The following is a 7,010-nucleotide window of genomic DNA, read 5'->3' as shown; positions in this document are numbered from 1 at the left end:
CCGGTCCCGCGCCGGGAGCGGGCGCTCCGGGCGCCTGCTGCCCCGCCGGCGACTGTGACGCACTCGACGCCAGCGTGCGGCTGCGCACCCGGTACAGCCCGGTGTCAAGGTCGTCCGCCTTCTCCAGGTGCACCTTGATCGGGCCCATGAAGGTGTAGCGCTGCTGCTTGGCGTAGTCCCGGACCAGCCCGGCCAGCTCGTCGCCGAGCTGCCCCGAGTACGGGCTCAGCCGCTCGTAGTCGGGCGCGCTGAGCTCCACGATGAAGTCGTTGGGGACGACGGTCCGCTCGCGGTTCCAGATCGAGGCGTTGTTGTCGCACTCACGCTGGAGGGCGCCCGCGATCTCCACGGGCTGCACCTCCGACTTGAACACCTTGGCGAAGGTGCCGTTGACCAGGCCTTCGAGGCGCTGCTCAAAACGCTTCAGGACTCCCATGGGGCACCTCCTCCGTCGTTGTCGTCCTGGTACTGCTTACTGATCGTATCCACGCGTCGGGAAATCGGCTGGTTCCCCTTGTCTGCCCCGTCGATGAGTGTCACCTCTCACACGGATCGTAGAGGCGGCCTCCTGACAGTGTCCCGCACCCGCGGCGCTCGCTGGAGGGGGCCGTCCGGAGGGGCCTCGGGGAGAGAGAGTCCACCCCCTTGGTCCGCACTCCGTCCCCGTACCGGTTCTGTTCCCTGTCTGTCTCGCTTGTGCGCCTGTGAAACAAACGGATGTGAATCCACCCCGAGCAGCGTGCTAATGTTCTGGATGTCGCCAGGCAGTCACACCGACGAGGTGAGGCCGCCAAGCAACACCCAATGCGCGGGTGGCGGAATAGGCAGACGCGCTGGATTCAGGTTCCAGTGCCCGAAAGGGCGTGGGGGTTCAACTCCCCCCTCGCGCACCACGGAGCACCGACGGATCGGTGTTCTGAGCAACGACGAAACGGTCGTCATCGTGATCACGATGGCGGCCGTTTCGCTGTGTCCGGGGGGTGTCTGGGGTGCTTGGGTTGGTGCGGGGTTGGTCAAGCATGACTGCCGGCGACCCTCTGGTCGCCGGCAGTCATGCTTGAGGGTTTTGCACAGGCCCGGTCAGGCCTTGCCCGCCAGTTGCTCCCGCGCGGGCTCGTCGGCGCCGCTCGACTCGGGGTCGCCGGCGGTCGGCTGGGAGAGCCAGCGCAGGGCGACGGCCCCGAGCGCGGCATGGAGCAGACTGGCCACCACGACGGCGGCGTGCAGGCCGGTGACGAAGGCGCCCTTCGCGTCCTGGAGCGCCGCGGGCACGAGGCCCGGCAGCTGGAGCGTCTCGTCCAGGGTGGGGGCGAGGTCCGGCCCCTGGAGGCGGAAGATCAGTGCGGCGAGCGACCCGAGGATCGCGATGCCGAGGGCGTTGCCGATCTCGTTGCTGGTCTCCGCGATCGCACCGGCCGAACCCGCACGCTCCGCGGGGACCGCGCCGACTGCCGTGTCGGCGACAACGCTGAAGGAGATGCCGTAGCCGACTCCAGCGACCATGGTCGAGGCGACGTACCAGCCGATGCCGCCGGTGACGGTGGTGGGCAGGAGCAGCAGCAGGCCGCCGGCGATGGTGAAGTGGCAGCTGATGAGCGCGGCCTTCTTGCCGATGCGGTCGACGAAGGCGGGCGTGACGATGCAGGTGATGGTGAGCACTGCCGCTCCGGGGAGCGCGAGCAGCGCCGCGTGCAGGACGCCCAGGCCCAGGACGGACTGAAGATAGATGCCGGACAGGTACGCCGCCGCCGACCACGCCGCCAGCGGCAGCAGCCCGGTGGTGATCGCGATCGTGAAGGTGCGGTCGCGGAACAGGGAGAAGTCGATCAGAGGGTGTTCGAGGCGCCGCTGGCGCAGCGCGAAGAACGTCAGGACCGCAAGGCCGAGGAGCCCCGTCACCGCCGGCAGGACCGAGAAGCCGTCCGCGGCCAGGTGTTTGATGCCGTAGATCGTAAGCAGCAGGCCCCCGGCAGAGGCCACGACGCTGACCGGGTCGACGCGACCGGTCCGGGTCGCCCGGACCTCGCGCAGCAGGACCGGCGCGAGCACCAGGAAGACGGCGATGACGGGCAGGTTGACCAGGAACACCGAGCCCCACCAGAACTGCCCGAGCAGGGTGCCGCCGACGACCGGGCCGATGGCGAACCCGGCCGCGAACGCGGCGGCGAAGATCCCGATCGCTCGGGCGCGCTGCTTCGCGTCGGGGAACAGTTCGCTCAGCACCGCGAGCGCCGAGGGCAGCAGGGTCGCGCCGGCCACGCCCATGAGCGCCCGGCAGGCGATGAGAAGCTCCGGGTTCGGCGCGAACGCCGCCCCGGCGGATCCGATGCCGAACACGGTCGCGCCGATCATCAGAAGCTTGAGCCGGCCGTAGCGGTCGCCGATGCTGCCGAAGGCGACCAGCAGGGAACCCACGGCGAAGCCGTAGATGTCCAGCATCCACAACGCCTGGTCGGCGGTGGGCGAGATGGCCTCGGTGATGCTCGGCATCGCCAGGAAGAGGATCGAACCGTCCATCGAGACCAGCAGGACCGGGCCGAGGATCACCATGAGCCCGAGCCAGGCCCGCAGGCCGGGTGAGGTGTGCGCATGCTGTTGAGTCATGCCCTCGACGGTCCGGCGCCGCGAGTGCGACAACTGTGAGGATCGTGATGTGCCGCAGGGGGCCGGAGCCTGACCCGTGCGACAACTGGCCGCAGCTGCCTTGGAGTGGAACTGTCGGCCCCGGCCTCCTGCGGTGCGTACTGCCGCCGGCCCGGTGAACGTGTCCCGATAGGGGCTTTGCTGCACAAAGCACCGTCACAGTTCTGACCGCCCACCGGACCGGTGTCAGCCACCAGCCCCAGTCCAAGGAGCCTCGTGACCGTCACCAGCATGCCCCAGCCGACGCTGCCCGCGCAGCAGGTCCCTGGGGCGGCGGAGGAGGTGATCCTCGGGGTGGACACCCACAAGGACATCCACGTCGCCGCTGTCATCACCACCCTGGGCGCCTCGCTCGCCCACCAGGAGTTCCCGACCACCGCCGTCGGCTATCGCCAACTGCTTTCCTGGGGACGGTCGTTCGGCGTTCTGCACCGGGCAGGGGTCGAGTGCACGGGATCCTTCGGGACCGCGCTGACCCGGGTCCTGCGCCGGGAGGGCATCGACGTCGTCGAGATCAACCAGCCCGACCGTGCCACCCGGCGCAAGCGCGGCAAGACCGACGCCATCGACGCGGACGCGGCCGCCCGCGCGGTGCTGTCCGGACGGGCCACCACCGTGCCGAAGAGCGCGGACGGGCCCGTGGAGGACATGCGGGTCCTGCGGCTGGCCAAGGAATCGGCCGTCAAGGCCCGCACTCAGGCGCTGAACCAGCTCAAGGCCGTCCTCATGTCCATCGACCCAGATCTGCGCGAACTCCTCACCGGCCTGAGCAACCCTGCGCTGGTTGCCACCTGCGCGTCCCTCGACGTCGATGACCGGGGCGAGGCCGTCTTCACGATGCGTCTGCTTGCCCGCCGAGTCCAGCACCTGTCCGACGAGGTCAAAGAGCTCACCCGGCGCACCACCAGGGCCGTCCGCGCCTGCCGGCCCCAGATGCTGGACCTGGTCGGTGTCGGGCCCGACAGTGCCGCAGTACTCCTCATCGCCGCAGGTGACAACCCTGATCGGATCACTGACGAAGCATCCTTCGCCGCGCTGTGCGGCGTCAGCCCGGTCGAGCAATCCTCCGGCAAGACCCAGCGCCGACGCCTGAACCGCGGCGGCAACCGCCAAGCCAACGCCGCCCTCTACCGCGTTGTGATGACCCGCATACGCTGGGACGAACGTACCCAGAAGTATCTGGAGCGACGCACCGCCGAGGGCATGTCCAAGCGCGAGATCATCCGGTGTCTGAAGCGATACGTCGCCCGCGAGCTCTACCGGCACATCCAACCCCTGGCCGCGAGTCAACTCCCTTCTGCCGCTTGACGAAACATAGGGGCTTCCATCCCCGTGCCGTGGGTACACCCGACAGGTACACCCACAGGCCTGGCCCGCGTCTTAGGCTCGAACGCATGGAGAGCCTCGGAACGTTCCTGAAGAGCCGCCGTGACCGGGTCACTCCGGCCGAGATCGGCCTGCGCACCTACGGCACCTCCCGCCGGGTCCCCGGCCTCAGGCGTGAAGAGCTCGCTCAGCTCGCCGGAGTGAGCGCGGGGTACTACACGCGCCTGGAGCAGGGGCAGGCCGACACGGCGTCCGAGCAGGTGCTCGACGCGCTGGCCCGGGTGCTCAGGCTCGACCAGGTGGAAACCGTCCACCTGCACAATCTCGCCCGGCAGCCCACGAAGCCCGGCCTGAGCGAACCGCCCCCCGAGGAGCCGCATCCGCGCGTCCTCACGCTCCTGGAGTCACTCGGCGAGGCCATCCCCGCGATCGTCCTCGGCAGGCGTGGGGACGTGCTCGCGTGGAACCGCACCGGGCACGCGCTCTTCGCCGAGCACATCTCCTACGAGGCGCCGCGGGAGAAGGAGCAGCGTCCGTCGATCCCCCGGATGTTCTTCCTCGACCCCCACACCCGCGACATGTACCGCAACTGGCACGAGCTGGCCCGCGTCCATGTCGCCTATCTGCGGCTCACCGCGGGTCGGTACCCGACTGACGCCCGGCTCGCGGGCCTGATCGGGGAACTCACCATGCGCAGCGACGACTTCGCGACGATGTGGGCAACCGGCGACGTCTCCGACTGCACCGTCGGGGCCATGCACCTGCAGCACCCCACCGTCGGCGCCGTGAACGTGGACTACCAGGTGTGGCTCCAGCCCGACAGCCCCGACCACCGGGTCGAGGTCTACACCGCGAACGACTCGACCTCGGCCGACGCGGTGCGGGTCCTGACCCAGCAGAGCGGCCGGGCCGGCGAACCGGAGCCGGACAGCACTGACCAGGCCGTACTGACCTGACCGTACTGACCAGACCGTACTGTCGGCACTGAGCGGACTGTCGGCACTGAGCGGACAGCGCGCCGAACGGCCGCTCCCGTACGACGCCCGGAAGGGGTGGGCGTCGTACGGGAGGGAGTGTGCCGGGTGTGCGCCGGTGCGCCAGAGCTCAGGACACCGCCTGCTCCTGCCGGCGCGGGAACTCCTCAGCAGCCGCGTCCCGCTCCTCGCGCGGCAGCCAGCGCACCGCGAGGAAGCCAAGCGCGAAGGTGAGCGCGGCGGCGACGCCGATCGCCGCGTGCAACCCGGTGACGAAGGCCTCCTTGGCCTGGTCCGCGTCCTCGGCGGAGAGGCCCGGGACGCCCAGGGTCGTGTCGAGGGTGCACGACGGCCCCGCCGCCCAGGGCGAGCACTCCGGAGTGTTCGCGCAGTGCCGCGCGGATCGCCTCGTGCTCAAGGGAGCGGAAGTACGGCTCGCCCCGCTCGGCGAAGATCTGGCTGACGGAACAGCCCGTGAGCCGGACGACGTCCTGGTCGGTGTCGCGTGCCGTCGTCCCCGTGCGGGCCGCGAGGATCTTCGCGACCGAGGTCCTGCCCACGCCGGGCGGTCCGATGAGCACGGCGAGAGGGAAGGTCATGCGATCTCCAAGTGGTCCAGAAAACCGGTGACGTTGCGACGGGTCTCGGCGGTGCTGTCGCCGCCGAACTTCTCCGCCACCGCGTCGGCGAGGACCAGCGCCACCATCGCCTCCGCCACAATCCCGGCGGCCGGCACGGCGCAGACGTCCGAGCGCTGGTGGTGGGCGGCGGTCGCCTCACCGGTGGCGACGTCCACGGCGGCCAGTGCGCGCGGCACGGTCGCGATCGGCTTCATCGCGGCCCGTACACGCAGGAGTTCCCCGGTGGTCAGGCCGCCCTCGGTGCCGCCGGAGCGGCCGGGCCGGGCACCGCATCGACCGCGTCGACGACTACGACGACTGGCTCGCCCGGTTCGAGACGGCCCTGCGTGCGGCTCCCGAAGCACAGCGGAAGCACTCGATACTCCCGCTCCTGGACGCACACCGGAAACCGGAGGCCGTCATCAACGGATCCGCGATCCCCTCCGCCCGTTTCCAGGCCGCAGTCGAGGGCGCACGCCTCGGCCCGGCGGGCGAGATCCCGCGGCTGTCGCCGGCCTTCATCGAGAAGTACGCGAACGACCTCGCGCACCTGACGACAGCGTGACGGCAGCGTCTCCTCCCCCGGCCGCCGGCCAGGGGAGGAGACCCCGGGACCAGCACTGCTCCCCGGGGGCTGACGATCCACGGCGAAACCTGCGCCGCGTAGGCGCGCGCCATCCCGTACGCACGCCGATACGCTGCGGAGCCGACCCGCGCGGCGGCGGGCACAGGCAGCGCAGCCCCTTACGCATCACCGGTCCCGCCGCGACGATGATGCCTAGTATTGACGGCGGCACCCAGCAACCACGCCTATCGTCAACGGCGTTCGGCGCAGCCGCGCGCCGGGCGGAGCGCGACAGACGCCGACCGGGTCCAGCGAACCTGCCGCCGACCAGGGGGAGTGAAGTGGGCACGAAAGGCGCCATGCGCGAGCTGCGCGACGAACTCACGGGTGCGCTGGCGGGGCTGGCCAGGCCGTCGACGCCCGAGGAGGTGCTCGACGCGCTCTGCGCCCAGCTGCAGAAGCGGCGCGGCAGGCCCGTCCTCTGGCGCGCAGTGACGTTTCCCCCGGGCACCGCAAGCGGGCTGTACCTCGATCTGGCCGACCGCGACATGATCTGCGTCCAGGAGCACACCAGCCCCTGGCACCAGCTGGTGATCTTCGGCCATGAGGCATGGCACATGGTCGCCGGGCACTGCGGGCAGCACGAGGCGGGCACCGCGGTGGCGGCACGGCTGCTCACGGAGGACGCCGACCTCAACGCCGCGCTCCAGGTGGCGGCGCGCACCGACTTCCGCGAGGCCGAGGAGGCCGCCGCGGAGTTCTTCGGGCTGAACCTCGCGACACGGCTGCGCGGCTGGCTGGAGGACGCGCCGGACGAGGAGACCCCGCGCAGCGAGCTGGCCCGGCGCATCCAGGCCTCGCTCGGGCGCCGCCGGGGATGAC

7 protein-coding genes and 1 tRNA gene are annotated in these 7,010 nt (G+C 70.5%); 4 read left to right on the top strand and 4 right to left on the bottom strand.

The annotated features are described in order from the left end of the window. The coding region (locus OF819_RS03425; protein WP_267241779.1) for a DUF3662 domain-containing protein at positions 1-436 on the bottom strand (436 nt) is incomplete at its 3' end. A gap of 370 nt (positions 437-806) precedes the next feature. On the opposite strand from OF819_RS03425, the gene OF819_RS03420 reads away from it, so the two are divergent. Next, positions 807-893: transfer RNA gene (locus OF819_RS03420), tRNA-Leu, on the top strand. Between the two features lie 187 nt (positions 894-1,080). Here OF819_RS03420 and OF819_RS03415 read toward each other — a convergent pair. After that, positions 1,081-2,604: an MFS transporter gene (locus OF819_RS03415; protein ID WP_267241778.1), complete on the bottom strand. Its 1,524-nt coding sequence runs from the start codon at positions 2,602-2,604 to the stop codon at positions 1,081-1,083. Positions 2,605-2,859: 255 nt separating this feature from the next. Between OF819_RS03415 and OF819_RS03410 the strand changes: the two genes are divergently transcribed. Both OF819_RS03410 and OF819_RS03405 read left to right on the top strand, forming a co-directional pair. Continuing rightward, complete coding sequence (locus tag OF819_RS03410; RefSeq protein WP_267241777.1) at positions 2,860-3,951, top strand: IS110 family transposase; 1,092 nt, start codon at positions 2,860-2,862, stop codon at positions 3,949-3,951. A gap of 86 nt (positions 3,952-4,037) precedes the next feature. Next, a complete protein-coding gene (locus OF819_RS03405) occupies positions 4,038-4,925 on the top strand; it encodes a helix-turn-helix transcriptional regulator (RefSeq protein ID WP_267241776.1) in 888 nt (295 codons plus the stop codon). 185 nt (positions 4,926-5,110) lie between these two features. On the opposite strand, the gene OF819_RS03400 is transcribed toward OF819_RS03405, so the two are convergent. Then, positions 5,111-5,542 (bottom strand): shikimate kinase, encoded by a 432-nt coding sequence (locus OF819_RS03400; RefSeq protein WP_267241775.1) that lies wholly within the window; start codon positions 5,540-5,542, stop codon positions 5,111-5,113. Further along, positions 5,539-5,928: a chorismate synthase gene (locus OF819_RS03395; RefSeq protein ID WP_267241774.1), complete on the bottom strand. Its 390-nt coding sequence runs from the start codon at positions 5,926-5,928 to the stop codon at positions 5,539-5,541. Before OF819_RS03395 ends, OF819_RS03400 begins: the two co-directional genes overlap by 4 nt. Before the next feature lie 559 nt (positions 5,929-6,487). Here OF819_RS03395 and OF819_RS03390 point away from each other — a divergent pair. Further along, positions 6,488-7,009, top strand: coding sequence for a toxin-antitoxin system, toxin component (locus tag OF819_RS03390; RefSeq protein ID WP_267241773.1), 522 nt, complete (start codon positions 6,488-6,490; stop codon positions 7,007-7,009). Position 7,010: the final 1 nt, after the last annotated feature.

The sequence above is a fragment of the Streptomyces sp. PR69 genome, from assembly GCF_026420845.1.
GTDB lineage: Bacteria > Actinomycetota > Actinomycetes > Streptomycetales > Streptomycetaceae > Streptomyces.
Note: the sequence above shows the minus strand (reverse complement) of the source record. Positions and strands in the feature narration are given on the sequence as shown.

Excerpts from the sequence above, each read along its gene's own strand:
- OF819_RS03415 (WP_267241778.1), bottom strand. The coding sequence starts at position 2,604 with ATGACTCAACAGCATGCGCACACCTCACCCGGCCTGCGGGCCTGGCTC.
- OF819_RS03405 (WP_267241776.1), top strand. The coding sequence starts at position 4,038 with ATGGAGAGCCTCGGAACGTTCCTGAAGAGCCGCCGTGACCGGGTCACT.
- OF819_RS03400 (WP_267241775.1), bottom strand. The coding sequence starts at position 5,542 with ATGACCTTCCCTCTCGCCGTGCTCATCGGACCGCCCGGCGTGGGCAGG.
- OF819_RS03390 (WP_267241773.1), top strand. The coding sequence starts at position 6,488 with ATGCGCGAGCTGCGCGACGAACTCACGGGTGCGCTGGCGGGGCTGGCC.